Consider the following 26,672-nt stretch of genomic DNA (forward strand, 5'->3'; position numbering starts at 1 on the left):
TGCGTCTCATGGTCAGGATGAGAATGGATGCAGATGATAAAGCCTTGGCGCTTGCCGCCGCCTCGGGGGACCGTGCGGCCTTTTCGGCGCTGATTTCGCGACATCACCCAATGGTGTTTCGCCTGGCCTGGCGCATCACCGGCACGACCGCTGCGGCAGAGGATATCGCGCAGGACGTTTGTGTGGGACTGCCGGCCAAGCTGCAAACCTGGCGCGGCGAAGGCAAATTCACAACGTGGCTGCACATGCTCGCCGTGAACGCAGCACGCGATCATCTGCGCCGCGAAGCCACTTATGCCAAGGCCGCTGTCGGCTGGGGAGAGGCCGTTCGGGCCGCAGCAGGCGAACAGGCGACCCAAGCCGATCGGGCGGCTTGGCTGACAGCTGCCATGCGCCAGTTGCCAGATGATTTACGCGAAACACTCGCTTTGATCACTGAGGGGGTCAGCCACGCAGAGGCCGCAAAGGTGCTTGATATCAGCGAGGGCACGGTGAGCTGGCGCATGAACCGCGCACGCACCCTTCTGCGCGACATTCACAGGACTGAGGAAGAGACATGACCGATCCGCTCGACACAGTTCTGGAAGAGCTCCAGTCCCAGGCACCTGCCCCGTCGGCGGATGCTTTGGCGTCAGCTCATGCGGCGGCTTTGACCCGGTTTGACGAAGAATTCTCGCAAGCTGGCCAAGAAACACCGTCTGCGCCGCGTCCTATGATCAGAAGCACGTCACGCTTCGATCTGATCCAAGGAGCGAAAGCAATGATTGATCGATTGACCACCCGTCCCGCCATGATCGCCACCGGAGGCTTGTGCGCAACTGCCATGGCACTGATCCTGCTGCCAAATGATCCGTTGCAACCCAGCCTCACACGACAGGTGAGCCCGCCGGTGCCGCAAGAACGGTTGGAATTTGAGAGCGACGCCGCGATCGCGCCGGATCTGCTGATGGAGGAGCCGATGGTCGAATTGGCACCGGCACCGATGTCGCGTGCGATGACGGGTGCGATCAGCGAGCGGGCACAGATCGCACCCATTCCCCAATCTCTATCGGAAACAGGGCGCGATCAGTTCGCTTCGTTTGAACGCGGCGGGCTTCAGATTGTCAGCGAGAACCCCGTTTCGACCTTCTCTGTCGATGTGGATACGGCCTCCTATAGTTGGATGCGTCAATCCCTGATGAATGGGCGTTTGCCCGATCCGGCATCGGTTCGGATCGAAGAACTGGTGAACTATTTTGACTATGCCTATCCCGGACCAACAGGGGATGAGCCCTTCGCCACTCATATCTCCGTCGCACCGACACCTTGGAATTCCGACACCAGGCTTTTGCATATCGCGTTGCAGGGCGCCGTGCCTGCCGTGCAGGAGCGTGCACCGCTGAACCTCGTCTTCCTGATCGATACGTCCGGCTCCATGCAAGAGGCGGATAAACTGCCATTGTTGATCCAGTCGTTCCGCCTGTTGCTGGACACATTGGAGCCAGAGGATGAGGTCGCAATCGTGACCTATGCAGGATCAGCCGGGATCGCGCTGAACCCCACCTCCGTCACCGATCTGGCCAGCATTGAAGCGGCGCTGACCCGCCTGCGTGCGGGTGGATCGACCGCCGGTCATGCCGGGCTGACCGAAGCGTACAAATTAGCCGATCAGATGCGGGGGGATGGTGAGGGCGCGCGGGTGATCCTCGCCACCGACGGTGATTTCAATGTCGGGATCAGCGGGACGGATGCGCTGGAAGACTATATTGCCCGTGCGCGGGAAGGTGGGACGGACCTCTCAGTGCTCGGCTTCGGGCAGGGAAATTACAACGATGCGCTGATGCAAACACTGGCACAGAACGGCAACGGCATTGCCGCCTATATCGACAGTGTGGCAGAGGCGCGACGGGTGCTTGTCGACCGGGCGGCGGGTGCGCTGATCACCATCGCGCAGGACGTCAAAGTGCAGGTGGAATTCAATCCGGCCACGGTCGCGGAATACCGCCTGATCGGGTACGAAACCCGGGCCCTTGCGCGGGAGGATTTCAACAATGACCGTGTGGATGCCGGAGAGATCGGTGCAGGGCATGCGGTGACAGCGCTTTATGAAATCACCCCAGCGGACAGCGCAGCCCGGCTGACTGGTCCGCTGCGCTATGGCGATGGTGCTGGGCCTGTATCGACATCTGACGAACTGGCCTTTGTCCAATTACGCTACAAGCTGCCCGGCGAGGCGGAGAGCCGCCTGATCTCAACGCCCGTCCTGCCGGGTGCCGATGCTGGTCTTGAGGGCGAGGTTGCCTTTGCCGCGGCGGTTGCCGGTTCAGGTGCCTTGCTCAGCGGCCAGAGCTGGACGGGCGACTGGACCTATGACGATGCGATCGCCCTTGCCAACGCGACGCGCGGCGAGGATTTGATGGGGGCACGGTCCGAGTTTGTGCAGTTGATGCGAACCGTTCAGACCCTAGACAATCTGCAATAGGGCAAGCCGGCCCAGACGAACGAAAGCGGGGCGCCGGAAGTGACCGGCGCCCCGCTTCTTCTTGGTCAAAATATCCCCGCCGGAGGCGAAGACAGATCAGCTCATTTCCGCGACAGCCCGCTTTGTCATCACACCGATCAAATGGGCGCGATAGGCCGCCGTCCCATGAATATCGGCGATCATGCCATCTTCGGACGCGGACAAACCACCAAGCGCATCGGTAGAGAAGTTGGCGCCCAGTGCCTCTTCCGCCTCGGTCCAACGGAACACGCCGTCCTCGGACGCGCCGGTCACCGCGACACGGACGCCATCGGCGAATTTCGCAACATAGACCGCGACCAACGGGAAGCGGGATGCGGGTTGGGGCATCTTCGAATAATGCGCCTTCTCCGGGATGGGGAAGCGCACGCCGGTGACGATCTCGCCTTCATCGAGGGCCGTGGTGAACATGCCCTGGAAGTAATCATCCGCCGCAATCTCGCGCTTGTCGGTGATGATGGTCGCCCCGGACCCGAGCGCGCCTGCGGGATAGCACGCGGACGGATCATTATTGGCAAGGCTGCCGCCGATTGTGCCCCGATTGCGCACAGAGGGATCCCCGATCCGTCCTGCCAGGTCGGCGAGACCCGGATAGATGTCGGCCACAGCTTTCGCGACCATCGCGTGGGTGGTGCCACCGCCGATTTCGACGGTGCCGCCACTCTCACGGACATATTTCATCTCATCGATATGGCTGAGGCTCACAAGCGTGCCCGGATCAGCGAGGCGCTGTTTAAGCGTGGGGATCAGCGTCTGCCCCCCGCCCAGCGCCTGAGCCTCTCCACCAGCGAGAGCCGAGGCGGCCTCTGCCACAGTGCCCGGCTTCACAAGATCGAATGCATACATTTCATGTCTCCTGTCGGTTGGCCTCTTGCGAGACCTCTCATCTTTATTCCCTCCCCCGGGCAACGGGGGAGGAACATGGCCTCAGCCCTTGCCGTGCATCGCCGCCCAGACGCGCTGGGGCGACAGCGGCATGTCGATATGCTCGACACCGTGGCCCGAAAGCGCGTCGATGACAGCGTTCACGATCGCAGGGGGGGAGCCGATGGCCCCAGCCTCACCACAGCCTTTCACACCCAACGGATTGTGCGTGCAGGGAGTTTGGCAGGAGTGGTCGACCGTGAACATTGGCACGTCATAGGCCCGCGGCATGGCGTAATCCATGTAGGACCCGGTCAGAAGCTGACCGTTCTCATCATAGACGCAGTTCTCAAGCAGAGCCTGCCCGATACCCTGCGCCACGCCGCCATGTACCTGACCCTCGACGATCATCGGATTGATGACGTTGCCGAAATCGTCGGCCGCCGAGAAGGCGAGCACTTCGACCTGTCCGGTCTCTGGGTCCACCTCCACTTCACAGGCATAGCCGCCGGAGGGATAGGTGAAGTTGGCCGGATCGTAGAAGGCCGTCTCCTCCAACCCCGGCTCGATATCTTCGAGCGGGTAGTTGTGGGGCACATAGGCCGCGAGGCAGACATCGCCCCAAGCGACCGACTTGTCGGTGCCTGCAACGGTGAACTGGCCGTTGGCGAACTCCACATCGCTCTCGGACGCTTCCATGAGATGGGAGGCGACCTTCTTGGCCTTTGCGATGATCTTCTCCGTCGCGCGGACCATGGCAGAGCCGCCGACTGCGATTGAGCGGGAGCCATAGGTGCCCATGCCCATCGGGGTGCGTGCGGTATCGCCATGAACGATATCCACCTGGGCCTCGTCGATGCCCAGCATGTCGGCCACCACCTGCGCGAAGGACGTTTCATGCCCCTGCCCGTGGGAATGTGAGCCGGTCATGACGGAAATCGAGCCGGTCGCGTTCACGCGGACCGTCGCACTCTCATAGAGACCGGCACGGGCACCGAGTTGACCCACGAGGTTCGACGGCGCAATGCCGCAAGCCTCGATGTAGTGGGCGACTCCGAAACCACGCAGCTTGCCGCGCGCGGCACTCTCGGCCTTCCGCGCCTCGAAGCCGTCGCGGTCGGAAATCTCCAACAGCTTGTCCATGGTGGCGTGGTAGTCCCCGGTGTCGTATTCCACCGCGACAGGCGTGGCGTAGGGGAATTGCGACTTGTCGATGAAGTTGCGGCGGCGCAGCTCCACCGGATCAATACCCATCTCGCGCGCGGCCTTGTCCACCACACGCTCCAACTGGAACGTCGCCTCGGGCCGGCCCGCGCCTCGATAGGCATCGACCGGCACGGTGTTGGTAAAGACGGCCTTCACGTTCACATAGATCAGCGGCGTGATGTAGTTACCCGCCATCAGCGTACCGTGCAGCCAGGTGGGCACAGACGGGGCAAAGGTCGAGAGATAGGCGCCCATATTGGCGTAAGTGTCCGTGCGCAGGGCAAGGAACTTGCCCTCCTCGTCCATCGCCAGCTCGATCTTCGTCACGTGATCGCGGCCATGCGCGTCAGAAATGAAGGCCTCCGACCGGCTGGACGTCCACTTGACCGGGCGCTTGAGTGCCTTGGCCGCGAAGGTGCAGAACGCCTCTTCAGCATAATGGAAGATCTTTGTGCCGAAGCCGCCACCCACATCGGGTGCGATGACGCGCAGCTTGTGCTCGGGGATGCCGAGGACGAATGCGCCCATCAGCAAGCGGATCACGTGCGGATTCTGGGAGGTGGTGTAGAGCGTGTGCTCGTCCTTCCACGGGTCGTATTCCCCCACGGCCACACGCGGCTCCATTGGGTTGGCGACGAGGCGATTGTTGGTCAGCTCCAGCGTCGTGACGTGATGAGCGCCCTTGATGGCCTCATCCACCGCCTCGCGGTTCTCCTCAACGAAACCCCAGTCGTAGCAGAGGTTCGAGGTCAGATCGTCATGCACCTTGGTCGCGCCATCGGCGACGGCGGCCTTCATGTCGATGACGGCCTCAAGCTCTTCAATATCCGCTTCGATCAATTCGGCCGCATCGCGGGCCGCGCTCAGGCTTTCGGCCACGACAACCGCATAGGGATCGCCGACATGGCGCACCTTGCCCTCGGCCAGAACCGGATGTTTGGGTTCCTGCATCGGGTTGCCGTGTCGGTCGGTCACACACCATCCGCACGGCACGCCGCCCACTTCAGCAAAATCTGCTGCGGTAAAAACCTTGAGCACGCCAGGTGCAGCTTCAGCCGCGCTGACGTCGATGGAGTTGATCCGGCCATGCGCCACGTCTGAACGCACGAAATGCGCATAAGACTGGCCAGCCACGTTAATGTCGTCGGTATATTTCCCGTTTCCGGTCAGAAACCGGACGTCCTCGCGCCGCTTCGAGCTGGCGCCGATGCCACTATCCTTCGGCATGTTGTCATTCCTCCCAATTGGATGGGGTGGCCCGTCTGACGCGATGCTCTACCCCGATGCGGCACCATAGCCGCGCATTTGTTCAGTCTTTCGGAACTACTCCGCAGCGACGGCTGGCACGGATTGTCCAGCGGCGGCCTGAATGGCCTTCACGATATTATGGTAGCCGGTGCAGCGGCAGATGTTGCCTTCGAGATAGTCGCGGATCTCATGCTCGGTCGGGTTCGGATTGTTTTTCAGAAGGTCGGCCGCGATCATCACCATACCGGGTGTACAGAAACCACACTGAAGCCCGTGATAGTCCTGGAAGGCCTGCTGGATCGTGCCCAGAGAACCATCGGCATTGGCCATGCCCTCAATCGTCGTCACTTCTGCGCCTTCGGCATCGGCCGCAAACATGGTGCAGCTTTTGACCGCTTCGCCGTTGACGTGAACGGTGCAGGCCCCGCATTGGGATGTGTCGCATCCGACATGGGTTCCGGTCAGGCCCTGCCCTTCGCGCAGGAACTCCACCAGAAGGGTGCGTCCCTCGGCTTCACCGCTGACGGCTTTCCCGTTCACGGTCATCGAGACTTTGGTCATTTTGCAAATCCTCCCCGAAATGCTGTTTCGTGCGGACAGGCCCGGCTGGCCCATCTCGTTGATTTCAGTGTCATGCGCGAAGGGCGATCTGCCAAGCCCTTTTTGCCGGGCATCCCGGCAGGTGGTCCAAAGTTCCAGTTTGGAAACAGTTTGCGCCACGCTTGGCGGCTAGTGCCCCGCGCAGTGCCGACCCAACTGTCATTCATCGAAACCGAGGATACCGACATGACACATACCCTTGTTATTCAGGCAAGCGCGCGGCGCGACGGCTCTGTCACCCGCGACCTCTCAACCGATTTGGCCGAGAAGCTGGGCGGCGAAATCACGGTGCGCGATCTCGCCGAGGCTTTGCCGCAGATTGATGAGAGCTGGGTGGGCGCGAACTTCACACCCGCTGAGGAACGGAGTGAGGTGCAAAAGGCGATCCTCGCACAATCCGACGCTCTCGTCGCAGAATTGCAGGCCGCGGATACTCTGGTGATTGGCTTGCCCGTCTACAATTTCGGCATGCCCGCGGCACTGAAGGCGTGGATCGATCTGGTGGCACGGGCACGGGTCACATTCGAATATACCCCAGAGGGTCCGCGCGGCCTTCTTACCGGTAAGAAGGCCTATATCGTCGTTGCTTCAGGTGGGACCGAGGCATTGAGCGCGATTGATTTCGCCACCCCGCATTTGCGTCATGTCTTGGGATTTCTCGGCATAGCAGATGTCGAGATCATTACCGCCGATCGCCAGATGGTCGTCGGAGAGGCCGCAGTCGCTGCGGCCAAGGATCAAATTGACGGGCTGGTGAAAGTCGCCGCCTAAGGTTCAACCGAAATTCGGGCGGCGCTTGCGCAGTGCCGCCTGAAGCGATCCACCTGTGAATATGGCACGCTCCGCACTGTCGTCAGCCAGCCGGGCCACCGCATTGAACAACACGCGCGTGGCCTGCTCTCCATCTGGTGGAAGAGCGCTGCCCGCAATTTGACGCGCGCCTTTGACATGGAAGCGAAACCGATCCTTGTTGAGCACCTCATGAAAGAGCGTGATATCGCGCAAAGTGGGATGCACTTTATCGAAAAGATAGAACAGCGCCGAGTTTCGGGCGGTGATCCTAAGTGGGATGACGGGAAGGTCATATTTCCGGGCCAGCATTGCGGCTGATGGCATCCAGGGGCGTTCGTGCAGACGGAGCCCCTTTCGCTTGGCCAGTCGACCAGACGGAAAAATCACGGCCAAACGGTCTTCGGCGAAGGCCTGTTTGGCGTAGGTCAGCGTCTGACGGTTTTTCGCATGCGTGCGCAATCCCTCGCGCCACTCAACGGGCGCAATCATGGTTTCAAATTGCGGCAAAAGACGCAGAATGTCCCCGTTAGCAAAGAAAAACAGATCGGGCCGCTTTCGTGCGAGCAGTTTCCATAGGACGATCCCATCTGCAATTCCAGTGGGGTGATTGCAGACCACCATCGCCGGTCCGTCCTGAGGGATCGCATCCAAACCCTCGACGAACACGTCACGCGCGATCAGATCTGCGATGCGGTCCATGATCGCCGGGGCAGGCAAATCTTGCAGTTGTTCCCCTAGTCCAAGGGCACGATCATAGCTAAGCACGCGGTGGAGCACTGCGCGCACACCATTGGTGACCGGCCCGCCGCCATACATCCACGGGGCCCGCTCCCTGATCAGCGTGTCCAACTCGTGTTTCATCCGACCCTCCCGTGCTGTGCAGATATCGCATCTGTGTGACGGTCGCGTGTCTAACGCTTGGACGGTAAGATAGGTGCCGCGCCGGGCGCGTTCAAATTGACGCAACCGCGGCGTTCATAAGTCAGCGAATACGAAGTTGGCCGTTCGAGCCCGATCAGCGCTTATCAAAACGCAGTTTTACAAAGCTGCCCGGTGCGTCTTCCAGAACACCCGCTTTGGCGCCGGGGACCCGTGGCTTCACCTTGCGGCCTGAGTGCCCTGCCAACCATTGATCCCAGTCGACCCACCAGCTTCCCGGCTTTTCTTCGGTTTTTTCCATCCACTCCGGCAGGGTTTCGGGGGTCAGATCCTCGTTCACCCAATACTGATACTTGCCCGCTGCCGGCGGATTGACGACGCCCGCAATATGACCCGAGCCACCGACGACAAAGCGGACATCGGCATTCTCCATCATCCGCGCTCCGCGATAGACCGAATGCGCCGGTGCGATGTGATCTTCCTTGGTCGCGACGTGGTAAACAGGCGCCTTGATGTCACCAAGGCCCAGCATGTTGCCATGGATCGGCAGCGCGCCTTTTACGAAAGCGTTGTCGCGATAGAACGTCTCCAGATAGAAGTGATGAACCCGCGCGGGCATCGCCGTGCTGTCCGCATTCCAATAGAGCAGATCGAACGGGAATGGATCCTTGCCCAGCATGTAGTTGTTGATGATGTAGCCCCAGATCAGATCGGCAGAGCGGAGCATGTTGAAGGCAGACGCCATCTTCTGCGCAGGCAGATAGCCCTTCTCCATCTCGTCATCGACGGCATCGATGGTGTGATCATCCACAAAGACCTGCAATTCGCCCGCATCCGCGAAATCAAGCTGCGCGGTGAAGAGTGTGGCGGACGCGATCCGTGTGTCACCCGTCTTGCCCGCATGGGCGAGGAAGGAGCCGACCATTGTGCCGCCAATACAATAGGAGGCCAGGTTGATCTTCTTTTGGCCCGTTTCCTTCAACGCGACATCAATCGCGTCGGAGATTGCACCCATATAGCTTTCCCAGGTCTCACCGGCCTGCCGCTCATCGGGGTTGACCCACGAAATGATGAAGACGGTGTAGCCCTGCTCCACCAACCATTTCATCATGCTTTTCTTCTCATTTAGATCGAGCACGTAGTACTTGTTGATCCATGGCGGAATGAAGAGCAGCGGCTTGGCATAGACCTGCTCGGTCTTGGGGGCATATTGGATCAACTGAAGCACGTTGTTTTCAAAGATCACCGCGCCGGGCGTCACCGCCATGTCGCGGCCCACTTCGAAGGCATCCATGTCCGTCTGACGGATCAGTAGATCGCCTTTGCCCCGCTCAAGATCCGCGAGCATCATCTTGAGGCCGCGCACCAGGTTTTCACCCTTTTGCGAAACTGTTGCCTCCAGCACTTCGGGATTGAGGGCGAAGAAGTTGGACGGGCTCATCGCCTCAACAAAGGTGCGTGTGTAGAACTCCACCTTCTTGCGCTCCTGCGGGTCTAGATCGCCGATGTCATGCGCAGCACCCTGCATGTAGCTGGAGGTCAGCAGATAAGATTGCTTGAGATAGTCGAACAGCACGTTTTCCGACCATTGCTCATGCTTGAACCGCTTATCCCCGCGTCCAGGTTCGACCAGTGGTTCAGTCGGCTCCCCCATCCAGCGGCTGACGGCCGATTGCCACAGTTCGGATTGCGCCTGCCACCATGCGATCGTCGCGGTTGCCAGTTCCTGTGGATGATTTGCCAGCACCTGCGCGAAATGGGTGAAGGTGGGAAGAGTGTTGAGCGGGTCTGGGCGGGCGACGTGGTCGGCTTTAGCCGCCTGCGCCTCAAACATCTTTTTCCAGATTTCCGCACTGGTTTCGCTGACCGCCGCCATGTTCTGCGCGAATTCCTGGCTCTCGCGCATCATGTCCTGAACATCGGTATTGGTCTCTTCACTCACGATCTGCTCCTTTTCCACCCTCGACCCGCTTCCCGCGATCCGTTAGGGCTTATATAGCCCGAAATCAGCCATTGGTGAAATCGATGCGTGCATACCCGTTAATCCTGTTGGTCATAGTTGGCGGGTGTTCCTTCGGAGAGGTGGCGGGGCTCTATGATCTGCCAGAAACCGCGCAAAGCACCGGCGACGGCACATATCCGACACTGATCCCCGAGAGCCAGCTTGCGGTCACGCCAATCGATACGGCCGAGGCGACCGTGGCGCTGGCTGAATTGACAGCGCGGGCGAACGCGCAGCGCGCCGCCGCAGATGCGCTGGACGCGCCCGAGATCGCGACAGGTGAGACGTTGACCGCGGCAGGCCAAGCCCTTGCTGCGCGCGCCGAGGCTTCGCGCGTCCGCGCCGGGCTTTGAGCGCACCGACTGGATCATCCGCCAGCCGCAACTAGGTTGCGCCAAAGATATATCAGATGGAGGACCGCGCGATGGACGCCATTGTTGCGATATTCACCGACCCGGCGAACTGGGCAGCACTGCTGACGCTCATCGTGATGGAGGTGGTACTGGGCATCGACAACCTGCTCTTCATCTCAATCATCACGAACAAGTTGCCCGAACATCAGCGCGCCCGCGCGCGAAATATCGGAATTGGCATGGCGCTGATCATGCGGCTTGGGCTGCTCTTCGCGATCGCCTGGATCATCGGACTGACAGCCCCTGTGTTCACCGCCTTTGACATCACCTTCTCTTGGAAGGATCTGATCCTGATCGCTGGCGGAACCTTCCTGATCTGGAAGGCGACCAAGGAAATTCACCACCATGTCGATCCTGATCCCGAAGGGGATGTGCTGACCGGCAAGGCCGTGACCATGACGATGGGCGCGGCCGTCAGTCAGATCCTGTTGCTCGATCTGGTCTTCTCGGTTGACTCAATCATCACCGCCGTCGGTATGACGGAGCATATCGAGATCATGGTGGTTGCCGTCGTGTTCGCCGTGACCTGTATGCTGATCGCGGCCGGGCCCCTTTCGACCTTCGTCAACGCGAACCCGACTGTCGTGATGCTCGCCCTTGGGTTCTTGCTGGTGATCGGCACCACATTGTTGGCCGAAGGCTTCCACGTGAAGATCCCCAAAGGCTACATCTATTCCGCGATGGCCTTCGCCGCTTTGATCGAGGGGCTGAACCTGCTGGCACGCCGCCGCAAGGCGAAACGCAAAGCGGCCTCTGGCAGCGCCTGAGCCGGTCCAACATGTTCGGCGGGCGGAGGGGTCATTTCTGTGATTGCCCCCCGCCGCATCACACCGCATAACCGCACCCACCGTTTTTATCCCGATGGGAGACCTAACCGATGTCCGAAGAGTTCTACCGCATCAAGCGCCTGCCACCTTACGTGTTCGCGGAAGTGAACCGACTGAAGGCAGAGTATCGCGCGAACGGGATGGACATCATCGACTTCGGGATGGGCAACCCAGACATGGATACGCCCTCCCACATTGTTGAAAAGCTGGTGGAGACCGTACGCAAGCCGCGCACTCATCGCTATTCCGCATCGAAGGGCATTCCCGGCCTGCGTAAGGCTCAAGCCGGATATTACGAGCGCCGCTTTGGTGTGAAACTTGACCCGGAGACCGAGGTCATCGCGACACTTGGTTCGAAGGAAGGGCTCGCCAACCTCGCAATGGCCATCACCGCGCCCGGTGATGTGATGCTGGTGCCCAACCCCAGCTATCCGATCCATCCCTATGGCTTCATGATTGCAGGTGGCACGCTGCGCCATATCCAGACACTCGTCGATGGAAAGTTCGAGCCTGAAGCATATATCCGCCAGCTTGAACAGGCCGTCACCCACTCGGTACCCAAACCTGTCGCGGTCGTCATCAGTTTCCCGTCCAACCCAACGGCGCAGGTTACGGATCTCGACTTCTACCGCGATCTTGTGAAGTTCGCGAAGAAGCACCACCTCTGGCTGCTTTCCGACCTTGCCTATTCCGAGATCTACTTTGACGGGAACCCGCCGCCGTCCCTTCTGCAGGTTGAGGGCGCAAAGGACATTTCGGTTGAGTTCACCTCGCTGTCCAAGACCTATGCAATGCCCGGCTGGCGCATGGGCTTTGCCGTTGGAAATGAGCGTCTAATCGGCGCGTTGACGCGGATCAAATCCTATCTCGACTACGGCGCTTTCACCCCCGTGCAGGTCGCTGCCGCGGCCGCGTTGAACGGCCCCGATGACTGTATTGACGAAATCCGGGGCATCTACCGATCCCGCCGGGACACATTGGTGGAAAGCTTTGGTCGCGCGGGTCTCGACGTTCCACCCCCACCCGCCACAATGTTCGCCTGGGCGCCCGTCCCTGAAAAGTTCCGTCATCTTGGCTCGATGGAGTTTTCCAAGATCCTGTTGCGTGAGGCGGAGGTGGCCGTATCTCCCGGTGTCGGTTTCGGCGAATATGGTGAGGGTTACATCCGTCTGGGGCTGGTTGAAAACGAGCAGCGCATCCGACAGGCTGCGCGCAACATAAGAAAGGTGATGGACGACGCCGATCGCATCCTCGCCGACTATCAGGGAGCGTAACGGATGAGCTGGGACTTCGAGCATCAAAAGGCCGTCACGGATGTCACGTTGAAAGAGATCGAGGCGGGCGGCGATCTGGCCATGGGCCAAAACGTGACGCTTGATCTGGAATTCCTGCCCGTAGCAGGGGCCGATGCAGAGGCCTGTGCCAAAGCGTTGAAGATGTTCGGCTATGAAGTTGAGGTGCATGAGGACGGCATGATTGCCGCCTCTCTCGACGATGTACCGCTGACACTGGACGGCGTTTGGACGGCTGAAGAACGCGCGACAAAGATCGCGATCGAGCGCGGCTACGAGCCTGACGGTTGGGGCTTCATGGAGCCCTGATCCGGTTTCGCAGCGCTCAATAGCGCCGCACATTCAGGAAATGCTTAAGCAGAACGCTCAGCCTTTCAGAAGTGCTTCAGCAGCGGATCGTGCCTCTGGCGTCACCGTGTCCCCTGACAGCATGCGAGCGACCTCCTCTGTGCGATCATCATCGCCCAAAGGTGTCACACGCGTGGTGGTCACACCGGCTTCGACAGATTTAGCGATGCGCCAGTGATGTGCGCCGCGTGCCGCGACTTGCGGCGAATGGGTCACGACGAGGACCTGCGCCTGGGCGGCCACCTTCTCCAACCGTCTGCCGACCGCATCGGCTGTTGCGCCACCCACGCCACGATCGATCTCGTCAAAGATCATCGTCAGACCATCGGCGCGCGTGGTCAGACAGACCTTCAGCGCGAGAAGGAAACGGGACAACTCGCCGCCACTTGCGATCTTGTTGATCGGCCCAGACGGGGCGCCGGGATTGGTCGCCACGGTGAATGTCACTGTATCTCGGCCATCCGGCCCATCGGGTGCATCCTCGAACTGCGTGGTGAAAACTGCCCGCTCCATCTTCAGCGGCGCAAGCTCGTCCGCCATGGCCTTATCAAGCGTTCGTGCGGCGGCCATGCGCGCTTCGCGCAAATCACTGGCCGCCTCATCATAGGATTTCTGCGCCGCATTCACCGCCTGCTCAAGCTCTGCAATTCGGCCCGCACCATTGTCGATGGTCTGTAGTTTCGAGCGGAACTGATCGGCCAGTTCAGGCAGGGCATCGGGCAAGACGTCATGCTTGCGGGCCAAAGCACGAATGGCAAAGAGCCGCTCTTCAACACGTTCCAGCTCAAGCGGATCAGCATCGAGACTGTCTATCAGTGCGGCAACACCACTCTGGGCGTCTGACAGCTCCGTCAACGCCCGCTCAATCGCCGCGACCGGGGCGTCGGCGGCCGTTTCCAGATGTGCCGCAGCCGCTTCGAGCCAGCGCAATGCGTCCGTCAGAGGCCCCTCGGCCCCCTGCCCGCCCAAGGCTTGCTCCGCCTTTGCGACATCCTCGCGCACGCGCTCGGCGGCCTGCATCTGCCGACGTCGAATGTCTAGGGCCTCATCCTCCCCCTGCTCAGGAGACAGAGCATCAAGTTCGCCGATGGCATGGCGCATGAAATCCTCATCGGAGGCCAGAGCCTCAATGCGGGCCTGCTCGGCCTTAAGGGCCCGACGGGCCTGGGTCAGCGCGGTCCATGCTGCACCCGTGCGTTCCACATCCGCCCCGGCATAGCTGTCGAGCAGCGCTCGGTGCCCCTTGGGGTCGAGAAGGCCCCGGTCATCGTGCTGCCCATGGATCTCAACCAGATGGGCGGAGAGCTGGCGCAGGATCTCCCCTGAACAACGCCGGTCGTTCACATAGGCCGTCTTGCGGCCTTCGCTTGAGTTCACGCGCCGCAGGATAAGGCTGTCACCTTCATCGGGGAGACCGGCCTGCTCCAGAATCTCATGGATCGGACTGTCCTCGGTCAGGGCAAATTCCGCGACCACCTCACCCTGTGCAGCGCCAGTTCGCACCAGATCGGCACGACCCCGGTGCCCAAGCGCAAAGCCGAGTGCATCAAGCAGGATCGACTTGCCTGCCCCGGTTTCGCCGGTCAGTACATTGAGGCCCGAGTGGAAATCGAGATCGAGCTGATCAATCAGAATGATGTCGCGAACCGCGAGGCTCAGCAGCATGGATCAAAGCTGCTCGCCCAGGATCACCTGGCGGTAAATCCGGTCCAGAAGAGACTCCGCCTCAGACGCGTTGACCAGACCACCCGACGTGATCAGCGCATAGCTGTCCTCGTACCAGTCCGAGCCAGGGAAGTTATATCCCAGCACCGATGCGGATTTCAGAGCTTCATCATCCAGACCCAACGCCATGTAGGATTCCACCAAGCGGTGCAGCGCCTCGGGTGTGTGCGAGGTCGTGTCGAAATCATCAACCACGACCTTGAAGCGTGAAATGGCTGCGGTGTAGTGGCCGCGGGCCAGATAGTAACGCCCGATCTCCATCTCTTTTCCGGCGAGGTGATCGAGGGCCAGATCAAATTTCAGATCCGCGTCGCGGGCATATTCACTGCCCGGATAGCGGGACATCACAGTTTGCAGCGCTTGCAGCGCCTCAATCGTATTGCCCTGATCCCGACCAACATCATTGATCTGATCATACCATGTGAGCGCGATAATATAGGCCGCATAGGCCGCCTCATCATCGGCAGGATAGAAGTCGATGAAACGCTGCGCCGAGGAACGGGCCTCTTCAAAATCGGTCGCTTCATAATAGGCGAAAGCAGACATGATCAGCGCGCGCTTGGCCCATTGCGAGTAGGGATGAAGACGCTCCACCTCCGCAAATGTGCGCGCGGCCGTCCGCTCCGACCCTTCGTCGAGCTGGGTTTGCGCCGTCTCAAAGATCTGCTGAGCGGACATACTCAGGATCGGATCGACCTCTTCCTCGCTGCTGAACCAACCGCAGCCGGACAGCATCGCTGTCGTGGCGAGAATGAGGGGAAGTCGCGTCAGGCGCATCATGTCCGAAAGTCCTGTCTAGATCATTGCGCGGCGCGGCCGCAGCGTGCTGGCACAAGCGATAGCACATAACGATTTGCAGGATAAAGCGTCACGATGACCGTTTGTGCGAACGTTTCGTCACGCAGAGCGGCGCATGACCTCTGGCTGACGCGCCACACCCGGCAGACCAGCAACATCAGCTGGGGTGCATGTCTCAAGCCGGACGGCACCGGGGGTGCTGAACAGCTTGCGCAACAAACGATTGGTCACGCCATGTCCGGCCCGTTGTCCGGTATAGCGCCCCATGATCGGGGCGCCCGCCAAGGCAAGATCGCCCACAGCGTCGAGGATCTTGTGGCGCACACATTCATCAGCATGCCGGAACCCTTCGGGATTCAGGATAAGCTCACCATCCACTACGACCGCGTTGTCCAGCGAACCACCAAGGGCGAGCCCGTTCTCGCGAAGTGCCGCAACATCTGCATTCCGCACGAAGGTACGGCTGTCCATGATCTCATCGACAAACGCACCGTTCACAACGGCCAGACGCTTGGTCTGCAGACCGATGGCGACCGCATCGAACTCAATCGTAAAGTCGACCTCGAAAAAGTCGGAGGGCACGAGGCTCGCCTGAACCTCCCCCTCGTTGATCGAGACCTCTTTCAGAATGCGAAGCACCATCCGCTTTTCGTTCTGCTCAACAATTCCGTTTGCCAGAATAGCATTCACGAAAGGCGCCGAGGACCCGTCCATGATCGGAACTTCGGGACCATCGATATCGATAAGTGCGTTGGTCACACCGCATCCCTGCAGCGCCGCCATCAGGTGTTCGATGGTGGAAACCGTGACACCGTCCACATTCGAGATACATGTGTTCATAGTGGTGTCGCTGACAGCATCCCACGCCGCAGGAACCATCGCGTCGCGCACGCTCAAGTCGGTGCGGCGAAACCAGATACCGTGATTTGCACCAGCCGGATTGATGACAATCCGCGCCGGGCGCCCCATGTGCAAACCAATGCCCGACAAGCGGACAGGACGTCTAAGCGTCGTCTGGTAGATGGATTGCACGTGTTCACCTCAAAATCGTTAGTCGAGCACAGATACATTGCGCCCTTTGACTATTAACGCTTGATAACGCGGTGCGTTGCCCCGGCACAAATCAAGCTGTGTGTCCTTATGTGACAAAGTGAAACACTGGCCTAAGCGACTATTAACGCTTGTAAATTCGTGATCTCGATCGACAACTTCAACAAAAAGGGCCCCTGCTTGCAACAAAGCAGGAGCCCACGAGCGGCGGATTTCCGCCGATCAGCTTGTCAAATCGTAGGCCCGCTCACCGTGATGGACATAATCGAGCCCTTCAACCTCGTCATCGGCGCTGACCCGCAGCGGGAAGACGAGCTTGACCAACATGATCAGCACAACAGTCATCACGACAGTAAAGACACCGACCGATACCAGTCCGATCAGCTGGGTCACGACGCCCTGCCCCTCGGAAAGGCCGCCGCCACCCAAGGCTTCCGCCGCGAGGATCGGCGCCATGATCGTGCCGAAAATGCCGCCAAGGCCATGGACAGCGAACACATCCAGCGTGTCGTCGATCTTGAACAGATCCTTCACCCAACCACACGCAATCTGACACAGTACGCCCGCGACCAGGCCGATGATCAGCGCACCGATAGGGCCGACAAAGCCGGACGCAGGCGTGATGGAAGCAAGGCCCGCAATCGTCCCGGTCACAAGACCGACCATGCTCGCCTTACCATGGCGGATGCGTTCATAGGCGGCCCAGCTCAAGGACGCGGCAGCCGCAGAGATGTGCGTCACGACGATGGCCATTGCCGCGCCGCCATCAGCCGCCAGCTGCGATCCACCATTGAAGCCGAACCAACCGACCCACAGAAGGGACGCACCGATCATGACCATCCCCGGCTGGTGCGGCGGTTTCAGATCACGTGTGCCAAAGGCAGAGCGGCTGCCCAACATGGCCGCAAGGACGAGTGCGGCAATCCCGGCAGTCTCGTGGACGACGATTCCACCAGCGAAATCCATGACACCCAGCTCCGCCAGCCAGCCGCCACCCCAGACCCAATGGGCCACAGGTGCATAAACGATCAGCATCCAGAGTGCCGAAAAGGTAAGCACGAAGCCGAACCCGATCCGTTCGACATACGCGCCCACAATCAGTGCGGGCGTGATGATTGCGAATGTCATCTGGAAGGCAAAGAACGCAACTTCGGGAATGGTGCCGGAAAGCGCATCAGGACCAACGCCCAACAGGAACGCTTTGCCCAGCCCACCCCAGATCGCATTTCCGTCGCCAAAGGCAATTGAGTAGCCCGCGACAAGCCAAAGCACCGACATGAGGCACGCGATAGCGATGCAATGCATTAATACACTCAAGACGTTACGAGAGCGGACAAGGCCGCCATAAAACAGCGCAAGGCCCGGCAAAGTCATCATCAGGACGAGTGCTGTTGCAGTTAGAATCCACGCGGTATCCGCACCGTTCATGGTTATTCCCCTTATTGATCTAGGCGTGCACGGCGCTCTGCGGCCCCTTCACGCGATTGGTACGCGGCGCAATGTCCCGGTGCCGGGCAGCTTTTCAAGATTGAAGATGAATTGGCGTCACAAAACTGTCGCAAAACGAGGCGTTCAGGTTAATTTGCACACCTTTTGACCACCCAGTGCTTACATCGTCAGCACATGACAAAGAGTGAGATGGGTGGGTATCACGCACAAAAAACGCCCTGTGACGGATCACAGGGCGCAAAGTCGGTAAACGAATGTGGCGGTGAGGTCAGTTGGCCTGACGACGCAAGAACGCCGGTATCTCCATCTTCTGGCGATCATCACCCTCTGGCGCTGTACGTGGCGCGGTCGGAACAACGCGTGGTGCCATCCGCGGGGCTTCCGCACGCGGAGCAGGTGCCGGTTCAGCCTTGGGTTCAGCCGGAGCGGCAGGAGCCGCCGCCTCGGACTGGCCCGTCATGCGGCCAATCAGATTGTTGATCCCGAAACCGGAACGACGCTCCGGCTCTGCCTCGGCGGCAGGTGTCGGGGCCGCGGGACGCGCGGGCGCTTCGGTCGGCACTTTGGACACGGCAGCCTGCAGGCGCTGCATCGTATCGGGCGATGGCACACCAGGCTCCCGCGCCGGCGCGGGCGACAGCAAGTCAGAAACGGTGGTCGGCGCGACTTTGGCCTCATCTGCAACGGGTGCAGGCACGAAGGCCGCAGGCTCTTCGGCCGCTTCAGTCACTGGCGCTGCAACAGGGGCAGCTGGCGTTTCAGCAACAGCCTCTGGAACCGCCGGGCGCGGCGCTGGCGCCTTTTGGGCATCAGACACGTCGATGCCCGTGGCCACAACGGACACACGCAAGACGCCCTCCATTGTCGGATCCATGGTGGAGCCCACAATGATGTTGGCGTCATCGTCAACTTCTTTGCGGATGCGGCCCGCAGCCTCATCCAGCTCAAACAACGTCATGTCATGACCGCCGGTGACATTGATCAGAACGCCGCGCGCGCCCTTCAAGCTGATTTCGTCGAGCAGCGGATTGGCAATCGCACGCTCTGCCGCGTCAATCGCGCGGGTCTCGCCCTCAGCCTCACCGGTCCCCATCATCGCCTTGCCCATTTCGTCCATGACGGAGCGGACATCTGCAAAGTCGAGGTTGATCAGACCCGGCCGAACCATCAGGTCGGTCACGCCTTTCACGCCCTGATACAGAACATCATCTGCCATCATGAACGCCTCGGTGAAGGTCGTCTTCTCATTGGCGAGCCGGAACAGGTTCTGGTTCGGGATGATGATCAGAGTATCCACGTGCTTTTGCAGCTCGGCAATTCCCGCCTCAGCCTGCTTCATGCGCTTGGAGCCTTCGAAGGTGAATGGCTTGGTCACCACACCAACTGTCAGAATTCCCATTTCGCGCGCGGCTTCCGCAATCTTGGGCGCTCCGCCCGTACCGGTGCCGCCGCCCATACCTGCGGTAATGAAGCACATGTGGGAGCCTGCAAGGTGATCGACGATCTCCTCAATGCTCTCCTCAGCTGCGGCCGCACCCACCTGAGGCTTCGCCCCGGCGCCAAGACCTTCGGTGACCTTCGATCCCATCTGGATCGCGCGACCCGCATTGGTCTGGCTCAACGCCTGCGCGTCGGTATTCGCAACAACGAATTCCGCGCCTTCCAGCTCTTTGTCGATCATGTTGTTGACCGCGTTGCCGCCTGCGCCGCCAACCCCGAAGACGAGGATGCGGGGCTTCAACTCGGTCTGTTCGGGCATCCGAAGATTCAGACTCATGGTGTGTTCCGCCTGTGCTTTTTTATCCGCTCTACCAACAGCGGGGCCCTCGTTGACCGGAGCTCCCTACTGATTCGTTAAGGTAACGCAAAGGGGAGAGTCGGTCACGGAAGAATTGGTTAACTCTTGCGCTTTGTGGCAATTTATGGGTCGGAATTGGTTCTTTTCACGTCGCTCGGCGGGAAGCCGCCGAGCTGTGAATGTCACCAGCTTTCGCGAAACCAGCGCAGCGCCTTGCGGAAACGTTGCGCACCAGAACGATCCGCCGGAACCTCGTAGTCCCAGCATTCATCCTGTGGACGGGCGAGGTAAAGCCCCATGCCGACAGAGGCGGAAAACTGGGCCACCGTCTGCGCCCCCGGTAGCCCCGGAATGCGCAACGGACGACCAAGACGCACCTGCCGCCCCAGGATGCGCCCTGCGACCTCTTCCATCCCCGGCACCAGAGAGGCACCACCCGTCAGCACGATGCGCCGTCCGGGCATGTGATCAAAGCTAGCCGCATCCAGACTGTCGCGGACGGCCTCCAGCGTTTCTTCCAATCGCGGACGCATAATGCCGATCAACTCCGCCCGGCTCACCGTGCGCCGACCGGCATCGTCGTCATTGGGGTCTCGCGGAATTTCCAACAGGTCGCGATCATCCGCTGATGTGGCCACCAGTCCACCATGGAACGTCTTGATCCGCTCCGCATGCGCGGTCGACACGATGAGCCCCTGACAAATGTCATTCGTGACCTGCGCGCCACCAAAGGGAATGGAATCCGCAAAGATCATCTGCCGTTTCATGAAAACGGAAATCCCGGTCGAGCCTGCGCCCATGTCAATGCACGCCCCTCCCAGTTCCAGTTCATCTTCGGTCATGGCCGAAAGGCCGGCGGCATAGCTGGAATGCACAACACCCGACAGTTCAAGCGAGCAGCGACGGCACACCGTCATCAGGTTCTGCACCGTCGCGGTGCTGACCGTCATCATATGCATGTCGACACTCAACGCATTGCCGGTCAGACCACGTGGATCGGACAGGCCCGTACGCGCATCGAGGGTATAGTTCACTGGCAACGCATGAATGACCTCGCGCCCTGCGCCGTAGGGGGGGACTTCTGCCTGATCCAAGGCCTCCCCCACATCCGCTTCGGTCACCTCACCATGGGTGACTTTCGCCTCGCCCAGCAGCCCGTACGAGCGCGGACGCCCGCCAGAGAAACAGGCAATCACATGGTCAACGCGCACATCAGCCATTTTCTGCGCCGTCTGCACGACGGTCCGCAGGCCGCGTTCCACCTCATCCATTTCGACGATTTCACCATACTCGATGCCGCGTGACATCGTGTTGGCCGCACCGATCACCTTCATCCCCGCGTGGCCATCGAGCCGCCCAATCCCGTCAACGCGCGGCGCGCGCATCAGGGTCGCATCGGTCGCTACGATCATACAGTTGATCTTGTCCGTCCCCAGATCGACGATCGCAACAATGCCCTTTTTGAGCGCGGCTTCCCGGCGCTCACGCATGGCTCGCTGGCCCAGATAGAGATTGCCCTGCATACCCATCGCTCCCTTACGCATCCTCACCGCGCATCAACTGCCGCAGGCGGCGCATCTCGCGCACAGCGTTCTCGCTGATCCTCACCGTCGGCCGGTCTCGATCCCGCATGTCCATATCGACCACGTCCCGCTCCAACACATCCTCGCTCAATTGCAGAGCCAGCACATGGAGCAATGCATCAACGGGCCGCTCTTCCGGAAGCCGGATACGTTGACCACGATCGAGCATGATGTCCCAGCGTCGCTCACCCACACGGACAAGCGCGACGATCCGCTCTGTCAACGGACCCGCGGCCTCGGCCAATGCGACGGCCTCAACCACGTGATCATCTGCGCCTGCATCCAGCAAAAATGGCAGATCCGCCCGTGCGAGCCGCTGGTCGAGGCGCCCGATCTTTACGCCGAGCGCATCAATCAGGAACAGCCCGTCCTCGCTGCGCCAGACAGCCACCGCCTGACGTGGGGTGACATCCACACGCAGCACGCGATCAGATCCGACAGTCAACTCTGCCGAGGCAACGGGCGCCAATGCCTCCACCCGGTCGCGCGCGGCGCGCAAGTCGACCTCGACGGAAGAAACAGGCCAGCTCAAAGCCAGTACATGAACGGCATCGCGCAGCTGCGCATCCGTCAGCCCCGTGATTTCGACGTCATTGATCATCAGCTCGGGCAATTCGACGACGGCGGTACGGGCCGCACCGGCTTGCGCCTTGATCCAGGCCAGATGTGGCGGATAGAGCACCGCCCCGATCAGGCCGCCAATCAGGATCAACATCGGCAGCACACGTGTCACCCCGATGCGCACGCCGCGCGTCAGCCAGAGGCGCTGCAACGTGTAATTATGCTTGGAGGGCGCGTATTCGCGCCTTACCGGTCGCATGATGCATCCTCAACCAACAAACGGCACAACGCTCCAAAGCTGATCCCGGCATGCTCTGCCTGTTCGGGCGTCAGCGATGTAGGCGTCATGCCCGGCTGCGTATTCGTCTCCAACAGGAACAGGCCATCGCGCCCGCGCGTCTCATCCCAACGCAAATCCGTGCGCGATAATCCACGGCACCCCAAGACCGCATGCGCACGCTCTGCGTAGTCGAGGCAGAGAGCCGTGATCTCTTCAGGCAGGTCAGCGGGCACGACATGGCTGGAGCCGCCATCGCCATATTTGGCCTCGTAATCATACCATCCGGTATTGCTGACAATGTCGGTCACATAGAGGGCCCGTGGCCCCGCACCACGGTCGAGCACAGAGACGGTCAGTTCCCGCCCGGGCACATATTCTTCAACCATCAGCGCATCCGGCATGTCATCGGATACCTGAGCAGGCCCGTTGGCACGCTCCTGTACGATGTAGATGCCAACGGATGAACCCTCGTTGTAGGGTTTCACCACATAAGGTGGCTCCATCGGATGCGCGGCACTGACTTCGGCCTTTGTAGCACGCAAATCGGGAACGACCGGCAAGCCCGCCGTCCGGTAGGCAGCCTTGGTCCGCAACTTGTCCATGGCAAGCGATGAGGCAAGCACACCCGAATGGGTGTAGGGGATGCGCATCCATTCGAGCAGCCCCTGAACGCACCCATCTTCACCCCATCGGCCATGGAGTGCATTGAACACGACATCGGGGTTTGCTGCACGCAGATCATCAACAAGGCTTTCGCCTGCGTCGATCTCCGTCACTTCGAATCCTTCATCCCGCAGCGCGGCTGCACATAGCCGACCGGACACCAGCGAAACCTCTCGTTCCGCTGACGGGCCGCCAAGTAAAACCGCGATTCGGGGCTGTCCACTGCTCGACATGCCCGCCTCACTGGTGTGCGCCCCGTATGTTCAGGGCTGTTTTGGTTGCGATCAGGCGCGGCTTTGCCGTTCACCCACTCGCATGATTTCCCAAACTAGCTCAATTCCAGCGTGTTCGCGAACCCTTTTTCGGACCTCCTCGCCCAGATCTTCCAGATCGGCAGAGGTCGCATTGTCTGCATTAATCAGGAAATTGGGGTGCTTTTCGCTCATCTGGGCCCCGCCAAGGCGCAGACCACGACATCCTGCGTCGTCGATCACTTTCCACGCCTTCAGCTCATGGCTGTCATCGGCCCTGCCGGTCGATGAAAAACCTGCCGGATTGCGGAATGTGGACCCACACGAGAGGTCGTCAACGGGTTGCGAGGCCGCGCGTTTGGCCAATTGCTCGTCCATCCTGGCGTTCAGCGCATCCGGATCACCGGTCGGCGCCTCCATCACGACCTCGGTGATCACAGCGCCTTCGGCCAAGGTGGATGATCTATACCCAAACCCCAGCGCGTCATGCTCCAGCCTTATCGGCGCGCCCTGCCGGTCAAAGCCGCGCGCCTCCACCACGACATCAGCCATATAGCTGCCATAGCAGCCTGCATTCATCTTCACCGCTCCGCCGATCGCTCCAGGGATCGTGCGCAGGAATGTCAGGTCCAGCCCTTCGGCAGCGGCACGCTTCGCCACCATCGCATCGAGCATGGCACATCCAGCGGTCACCCGCGTGCCATCAACGTCCAAACCGTTGAAACCGCGGCCCATGCGGATCACGACCCCGCGAATGCCGCCGTCGCGGACAATCATATTCGAACAGACGCCCACCGGCAGGATCGGCACATCGTGCGGACACTCCGCAAGAAACACGGCAAGGTCATCGTGATCGGCAGGCGTGAAAACGACGTCTGCCGGACCTCCTGTTCGAAGCCAGCTCATTGACGCCATATCGCGGTCTTCGAGGTAACGACCACGCACTTTCGGAAGCCGGTCGAGAAGGGTCATGTTGCGACCTCATGCATCGCGCGCAAAGCCGTCATGGGCATGTCACTCACGTCAGGCTCCGCGGTAGACCATGCGCCCATTGCGTGATCGTACCAGCGCCCAGAAACACCACCATATCCCCTGCCTCTGCCACTTCACGGACAAATTCGGGCAGTTCCTTGGGCGCATCCACCGCCCGCACATTGCGATGTCCGTGGGCGGCAATGCCGTCCACGAGATCCTGTTGCCCTGCCCCGTCAATCGGGTCCTCACCGGCCGCATAGATTGACGAGATCGCAACAACATCCGCCTCATTGAAGCAGGTACAGAAATCGTCGAACAGGCTTTCAAGCCGCGTGTAACGGTGGGGCTGGTGGATCGCGATGACCTTGCCCTTCGTCGCATTCCGCGCAGCTTTCAGCACAGCCGCGATTTCGACCGGATGATGGCCGTAATCGTCAATGATGGTTACACCACCAACTTCGGCCACATGAGTGAACCGCCGGTTCACCCCGCCAAAACCGCCCAGACCCTTGCGAATGGCCTCATCGGGGATGCGCAGATCGAGTGCGACTGCCACAGCGGCAAGCGCGTTCTGCACATTGTGTTCTCCTGGCATCGGCAGTCGAAGATTCTCAATCCGCCGCTCACCATGGCGATGACGCGCAATGACATCGAAACAGGCGACGGGCCCGTCATAGCGCAGGTTCACTGCGCAAATATCGGCCTGAAGACTGAACCCATAAGTGATGATCCGCTTGTCCGAGACACGCCCCTTAAGCGCCTGACATTCAGGATGATCAATACAAATGACCGCTGCGCCATAGAATGGAATATTGGACACAAAACTGTCGAAGGCGGCACGGATCCCATCAAAATCACCATAGTGATCCATGTGCTCAGGATCGATATTGGTGATGATCCCGATGGTTGCGGGCAATTTCAGGAAGGTGCCGTCGCTCTCATCCGCCTCGACCACCATCCAATCGCCATCGCCCATACGCGCATTGGAACCATAGGCATGGATGATCCCGCCATTGATCACGGTTGGATCGGTGCCGCCCGCATCCATGATCGCAGCCACAAGCGACGTTGTCGTCGTCTTCCCGTGCGTTCCCGCCACGGCGATGTTCGATTTCAACCGCATCAACTCGGCCAGCATCTCCGCACGCCGCACAATCGGCAGACCGCGCCGCCGCGCTCCATCCAGCTCAGGATTGCCCTTTTTGATCGCGGTAGAGATGACGACCACTTCGGCTTTGTCCAGATTATCCTCGGACTGCCCGATGAAGGTTTCCGCCCCCTGAGCGCGCAGACGCTCAAGGATGGGGCCGTCTTTCAGATCCGAACCCTGAACGGTGTAACCATGCTTAAGCATCACCTCCGCAATGCCGGACATCCCGATACCGCCCAGACCCACGAAGTGAATCGGGCCGATATCCTGCGGCAGACGGGTCGGGCGGGTATCGCTCATGGCGTTTGTCCTTTTGAAATCGTCTCGATCAGATCGGCAAGCGCGGTCTGCGCACCTGGCCGAGAAATGCTGGCTGCGGCCTCAGCCATCGTGCGGGCCTGATTGGGCCGGTCGAGGATCGTCTGAACCTCGGCCATGATGCGGTCCGCGTCGGCCTCATGCTCGCGCACCATAACCGCTGCACCGGCTTCAACCAGACCACGGGCATTGGCCGCCTGATGATCTGCCGTGGCATGGGGATAGGGTATCAGGATAGAGGGTCGCCCGATGACAGAGATATCAGCGACACTCGACGCCCCGGAGCGTGAGATCACCAATTGAGCCGCCGCGAGACGCGCGGGAACATCCGCAAAGAAAGGAGAAATCTCTGCCGCGATCTCTGCCTCGGCATAGGCCGCGCGCACATGCTCAGCGTCTTCCGCACGGGCCTGATGGGTCACACTCAAACGCTCACGCAACGCGCCCGGCAGTCGGGACAACGCATCGGGGACAACCCGGCTCAACACCGCGGCACCTTGCGATCCCCCAATCACTACGAGGTTGAGCGGGTCACCCGGCCCAATCTGATAAGGCGCTTCTGCCAGGTCCTTGACCGCCTCTCGCACCGGGTTCCCGATATGGACGGCGTTGGTTCCGACAGGTAACTCCGTTGGCCAGACCGAGCAGGCAACAGCCGCCACGCGTTTGGCGAACAGCTTGTTCACCCGGCCCAGCACACCGTTTTGCTCGTGAATGATGCAGGGCACCCGGCACAGCTGCGCCGCCGCCATCGCCGGAAAGGCCGGGTAACCGCCAAATCCGGCCACCGCGGCCGGGCGATCCCGCCGCATGTCACCCAGCGCATCCCAGACACCGCCTGCAATGAGGAAGGGCGCCCCCAACTTGCCGACAACGCCGCCCCGTGCCGGGGTCGAGGCGCGGACGATGCGGCGGTTTACGGCATCGGGGAAGCCATCGGAATATCGCGCGCCACGCTGATCGGTGGACAGATCAACCCGCCAGCCCCGGCGCAACATTTCCTCCGCCAAGGCCTGTGCCGGGAACATATGCCCACCCGTACCGCCCGCGGCGATAATCAGTCTCGGCGTCGTGCTGCGCGCCATGTTTCCTCTTTCCCC

General features: G+C 60.5%; 23 protein-coding genes. 7 read left to right on the plus strand and 16 right to left on the minus strand.

Going from position 1 to position 26,672, the window contains the following annotated elements; genetic code table 11:
- Positions 1-23: 23 nt before the first annotated feature.
- Entirely contained in the window at positions 24-560 is a 537-nt protein-coding gene (locus POI8812_RS12805; RefSeq protein WP_245895389.1) for an RNA polymerase sigma factor, read from the plus strand.
- Entirely contained in the window at positions 557-2,461 is a 1,905-nt protein-coding gene (locus tag POI8812_RS12810) for a vWA domain-containing protein (RefSeq protein WP_108782980.1), read from the plus strand. The genes POI8812_RS12805 and POI8812_RS12810 overlap by 4 nt, the downstream gene beginning before the upstream one ends.
- A 96-nt stretch (positions 2,462-2,557) precedes the next feature.
- Here POI8812_RS12810 and POI8812_RS12815 read toward each other — a convergent pair whose 3' ends face one another.
- From POI8812_RS12815 to POI8812_RS12825, 3 genes are all read right to left on the minus strand, one after another.
- Positions 2,558-3,346 carry an FAD binding domain-containing protein gene (locus POI8812_RS12815; protein ID WP_108782981.1) on the minus strand — a complete coding sequence of 263 codons (789 nt, stop codon included), beginning with the start codon at positions 3,344-3,346 and terminating at the stop codon, positions 2,558-2,560.
- 81 nt (positions 3,347-3,427) lie between these two features.
- Positions 3,428-5,797 (minus strand): xanthine dehydrogenase family protein molybdopterin-binding subunit, encoded by a 2,370-nt coding sequence (locus POI8812_RS12820; RefSeq protein ID WP_108782982.1) that lies wholly within the window; start codon positions 5,795-5,797, stop codon positions 3,428-3,430.
- A gap of 96 nt (positions 5,798-5,893) precedes the next feature.
- On the minus strand, positions 5,894-6,379 hold the full coding sequence (locus tag POI8812_RS12825) for a (2Fe-2S)-binding protein (protein WP_108782983.1): 486 nt from the start codon (positions 6,377-6,379) through the stop codon (positions 5,894-5,896).
- 225 nt (positions 6,380-6,604) lie between these two features.
- Here POI8812_RS12825 and POI8812_RS12830 point away from each other — a divergent pair, with 225 nt between their 5' ends.
- The gene (locus tag POI8812_RS12830) at positions 6,605-7,189 is read left to right on the plus strand and encodes an FMN-dependent NADH-azoreductase (protein WP_108783230.1); all 585 of its coding nucleotides are present in this window, start codon (positions 6,605-6,607) and stop codon (positions 7,187-7,189) included.
- Positions 7,190-7,192: 3 nt separating this feature from the next.
- Here POI8812_RS12830 and POI8812_RS12835 read toward each other — a convergent pair whose 3' ends face one another.
- Both POI8812_RS12835 and POI8812_RS12840 read right to left on the minus strand, forming a co-directional pair.
- A complete protein-coding gene (locus tag POI8812_RS12835) occupies positions 7,193-8,071 on the minus strand; it encodes a 1-acyl-sn-glycerol-3-phosphate acyltransferase (RefSeq protein ID WP_108782984.1) in 879 nt (292 codons plus the stop codon).
- A gap of 154 nt (positions 8,072-8,225) precedes the next feature.
- Positions 8,226-10,031, minus strand: a complete 1,806-nt coding sequence (locus POI8812_RS12840; protein ID WP_146186170.1) for a PHA/PHB synthase family protein — start codon at positions 10,029-10,031, stop codon at positions 8,226-8,228.
- A gap of 83 nt (positions 10,032-10,114) precedes the next feature.
- Here POI8812_RS12840 and POI8812_RS12845 point away from each other — a divergent pair, with 83 nt between their 5' ends.
- The 4 genes from POI8812_RS12845 (at position 10,115) to POI8812_RS12860 (ending at position 12,932) form a co-directional block, all read left to right on the plus strand.
- Entirely contained in the window at positions 10,115-10,444 is a 330-nt protein-coding gene (locus POI8812_RS12845; RefSeq protein ID WP_146186171.1) for a hypothetical protein, read from the plus strand.
- Between the two features lie 71 nt (positions 10,445-10,515).
- The gene (locus POI8812_RS12850) at positions 10,516-11,271 is read left to right on the plus strand and encodes a TerC family protein (protein ID WP_108782987.1); all 756 of its coding nucleotides are present in this window, start codon (positions 10,516-10,518) and stop codon (positions 11,269-11,271) included.
- 110 nt (positions 11,272-11,381) lie between these two features.
- Positions 11,382-12,605 (plus strand): LL-diaminopimelate aminotransferase, encoded by a 1,224-nt coding sequence (locus POI8812_RS12855; protein WP_108782988.1) that lies wholly within the window; start codon positions 11,382-11,384, stop codon positions 12,603-12,605.
- Positions 12,606-12,608: 3 nt separating this feature from the next.
- On the plus strand, positions 12,609-12,932 hold the full coding sequence (locus tag POI8812_RS12860; RefSeq protein ID WP_108782989.1) for a hypothetical protein: 324 nt from the start codon (positions 12,609-12,611) through the stop codon (positions 12,930-12,932).
- A 57-nt stretch (positions 12,933-12,989) separates the two neighbouring features.
- Here POI8812_RS12860 and recN read toward each other — a convergent pair whose 3' ends face one another.
- The 11 genes from recN to murG form a co-directional block, all read right to left on the minus strand.
- Positions 12,990-14,636: a DNA repair protein RecN gene (recN, locus tag POI8812_RS12865; protein ID WP_108782990.1), complete on the minus strand. Its 1,647-nt coding sequence runs from the start codon at positions 14,634-14,636 to the stop codon at positions 12,990-12,992.
- A 3-nt stretch (positions 14,637-14,639) separates the two neighbouring features.
- Positions 14,640-15,476, minus strand: coding sequence for an outer membrane protein assembly factor BamD (locus tag POI8812_RS12870; protein ID WP_108782991.1), 837 nt, complete (start codon positions 15,474-15,476; stop codon positions 14,640-14,642).
- A 117-nt stretch (positions 15,477-15,593) separates the two neighbouring features.
- Positions 15,594-16,526 (minus strand): UDP-3-O-acyl-N-acetylglucosamine deacetylase, encoded by a 933-nt coding sequence (gene lpxC / locus POI8812_RS12875; RefSeq protein ID WP_281258571.1) that lies wholly within the window; start codon positions 16,524-16,526, stop codon positions 15,594-15,596.
- 240 nt (positions 16,527-16,766) lie between these two features.
- Entirely contained in the window at positions 16,767-17,972 is a 1,206-nt protein-coding gene (locus POI8812_RS12880) for an ammonium transporter (RefSeq protein WP_108782992.1), read from the minus strand.
- Between the two features lie 289 nt (positions 17,973-18,261).
- Positions 18,262-19,770, minus strand: coding sequence for a cell division protein FtsZ (ftsZ, locus tag POI8812_RS12885; RefSeq protein WP_108782993.1), 1,509 nt, complete (start codon positions 19,768-19,770; stop codon positions 18,262-18,264).
- 203 nt (positions 19,771-19,973) lie between these two features.
- Positions 19,974-21,314: a cell division protein FtsA gene (ftsA, locus tag POI8812_RS12890; protein ID WP_108783232.1), complete on the minus strand. Its 1,341-nt coding sequence runs from the start codon at positions 21,312-21,314 to the stop codon at positions 19,974-19,976.
- A gap of 13 nt (positions 21,315-21,327) precedes the next feature.
- Positions 21,328-22,194, minus strand: coding sequence for a cell division protein FtsQ/DivIB (locus tag POI8812_RS12895; RefSeq protein WP_108782994.1), 867 nt, complete (start codon positions 22,192-22,194; stop codon positions 21,328-21,330).
- Positions 22,182-23,111 carry a D-alanine--D-alanine ligase gene (locus tag POI8812_RS12900; protein ID WP_108782995.1) on the minus strand — a complete coding sequence of 310 codons (930 nt, stop codon included), beginning with the start codon at positions 23,109-23,111 and terminating at the stop codon, positions 22,182-22,184. Before POI8812_RS12900 ends, POI8812_RS12895 begins: the two co-directional genes overlap by 13 nt.
- 51 nt (positions 23,112-23,162) lie before the next feature.
- Positions 23,163-24,101: a UDP-N-acetylmuramate dehydrogenase gene (gene murB / locus POI8812_RS12905; RefSeq protein ID WP_108782996.1), complete on the minus strand. Its 939-nt coding sequence runs from the start codon at positions 24,099-24,101 to the stop codon at positions 23,163-23,165.
- 46 nt (positions 24,102-24,147) lie between these two features.
- Positions 24,148-25,554, minus strand: coding sequence for a UDP-N-acetylmuramate--L-alanine ligase (gene murC / locus POI8812_RS12910; protein WP_108782997.1), 1,407 nt, complete (start codon positions 25,552-25,554; stop codon positions 24,148-24,150).
- Positions 25,551-26,657, minus strand: coding sequence for an undecaprenyldiphospho-muramoylpentapeptide beta-N-acetylglucosaminyltransferase (gene murG, locus POI8812_RS12915; protein ID WP_108782998.1), 1,107 nt, complete (start codon positions 26,655-26,657; stop codon positions 25,551-25,553). The genes murC and murG overlap by 4 nt, the downstream gene beginning before the upstream one ends.
- Positions 26,658-26,672 lie beyond the last annotated feature (15 nt).

Origin of the sequence: Pontivivens insulae (genome assembly GCF_900302495.1) — a bacterium.
Taxonomy (GTDB): Bacteria; Pseudomonadota; Alphaproteobacteria; order Rhodobacterales; family Rhodobacteraceae; genus Pontivivens; species Pontivivens insulae.

Bases quoted from the DNA above. Each gene is read 5' to 3' on its own strand.
- POI8812_RS12895 (WP_108782994.1), bottom strand. From the start codon at position 22,194: ATGCGACCGGTAAGGCGCGAATACGCGCCCTCCAAGCATAATTACACG.
- recN (WP_108782990.1), bottom strand. From the start codon at position 14,636: ATGCTGCTGAGCCTCGCGGTTCGCGACATCATTCTGATTGATCAGCTC.
- ftsZ (WP_108782993.1), bottom strand. From the start codon at position 19,770: ATGAGTCTGAATCTTCGGATGCCCGAACAGACCGAGTTGAAGCCCCGC.
- murG (WP_108782998.1), bottom strand. From the start codon at position 26,657: ATGGCGCGCAGCACGACGCCGAGACTGATTATCGCCGCGGGCGGTACG.
- POI8812_RS12835 (WP_108782984.1), bottom strand. From the start codon at position 8,071: ATGAAACACGAGTTGGACACGCTGATCAGGGAGCGGGCCCCGTGGATG.
- POI8812_RS12845 (WP_146186171.1), top strand. From the start codon at position 10,115: ATGCGTGCATACCCGTTAATCCTGTTGGTCATAGTTGGCGGGTGTTCC.
- POI8812_RS12900 (WP_108782995.1), bottom strand. From the start codon at position 23,111: ATGTCGAGCAGTGGACAGCCCCGAATCGCGGTTTTACTTGGCGGCCCG.
- POI8812_RS12820 (WP_108782982.1), bottom strand. From the start codon at position 5,797: ATGCCGAAGGATAGTGGCATCGGCGCCAGCTCGAAGCGGCGCGAGGAC.
- POI8812_RS12810 (WP_108782980.1), top strand. From the start codon at position 557: ATGACCGATCCGCTCGACACAGTTCTGGAAGAGCTCCAGTCCCAGGCA.
- POI8812_RS12825 (WP_108782983.1), bottom strand. From the start codon at position 6,379: ATGACCAAAGTCTCGATGACCGTGAACGGGAAAGCCGTCAGCGGTGAA.
- POI8812_RS12815 (WP_108782981.1), bottom strand. From the start codon at position 3,346: ATGTATGCATTCGATCTTGTGAAGCCGGGCACTGTGGCAGAGGCCGCC.
- POI8812_RS12855 (WP_108782988.1), top strand. From the start codon at position 11,382: ATGTCCGAAGAGTTCTACCGCATCAAGCGCCTGCCACCTTACGTGTTC.
- POI8812_RS12870 (WP_108782991.1), bottom strand. From the start codon at position 15,476: ATGATGCGCCTGACGCGACTTCCCCTCATTCTCGCCACGACAGCGATG.
- murB (WP_108782996.1), bottom strand. From the start codon at position 24,101: ATGACCCTTCTCGACCGGCTTCCGAAAGTGCGTGGTCGTTACCTCGAA.
- ftsA (WP_108783232.1), bottom strand. From the start codon at position 21,314: ATGCAGGGCAATCTCTATCTGGGCCAGCGAGCCATGCGTGAGCGCCGG.
- POI8812_RS12880 (WP_108782992.1), bottom strand. From the start codon at position 17,972: ATGAACGGTGCGGATACCGCGTGGATTCTAACTGCAACAGCACTCGTC.
- murC (WP_108782997.1), bottom strand. From the start codon at position 25,554: ATGAGCGATACCCGCCCGACCCGTCTGCCGCAGGATATCGGCCCGATT.
- POI8812_RS12830 (WP_108783230.1), top strand. From the start codon at position 6,605: ATGACACATACCCTTGTTATTCAGGCAAGCGCGCGGCGCGACGGCTCT.
- POI8812_RS12860 (WP_108782989.1), top strand. From the start codon at position 12,609: ATGAGCTGGGACTTCGAGCATCAAAAGGCCGTCACGGATGTCACGTTG.
- POI8812_RS12850 (WP_108782987.1), top strand. From the start codon at position 10,516: ATGGACGCCATTGTTGCGATATTCACCGACCCGGCGAACTGGGCAGCA.
- POI8812_RS12805 (WP_245895389.1), top strand. From the start codon at position 24: ATGGATGCAGATGATAAAGCCTTGGCGCTTGCCGCCGCCTCGGGGGAC.